The sequence below is a fragment of the Flavobacterium sp. LC2016-13 genome (genome assembly GCF_009707955.1).
Classification (GTDB): domain Bacteria; phylum Bacteroidota; class Bacteroidia; order Flavobacteriales; family Flavobacteriaceae; genus Flavobacterium.
In genome coordinates this window covers 1-308 of record NZ_WMDQ01000058.1, presented here as the reverse complement: position 1 = coordinate 308, position 308 = coordinate 1, and the positions used below count along the sequence as shown (strand labels likewise).

The window sequence follows — 308 nt, the reverse complement described above, 5'->3', positions numbered from 1 at the left end:
CTTCCATTTAAGGTGTCGTTGCTCGTTAATGCCGTGGTGGTGCCGCCTGGCAATCCATTAACCGAAGGGGTCGTGTCTGTTACCGCAACAATCGCTGGGGCACTTACTACTACCGTAGAGCTAATAGTACTACAATTCAATGGGTTGTTTACTTCACAAATCGTATAGCTTACTGAATAGTTTCCAGATGGGGTGTTGGCCGGAACTGTTACTGTTCCGTCTGCATTTACCACTAGTCCTGATCCTACCGGAACCGTACTTGATGTGATTTGTACATTCCCTGCTGCGGTACCTACTACTACTGGGCT

Annotated in this window: 1 pseudogene; it reads right to left on the bottom strand. The window is 47.7% G+C overall.

Going from position 1 to position 308, the window contains the following annotated elements:
* Positions 1-308 (bottom strand): annotated as a pseudogene (locus GKZ86_RS25375) (LarC family nickel insertion protein); the annotation flags it as partial.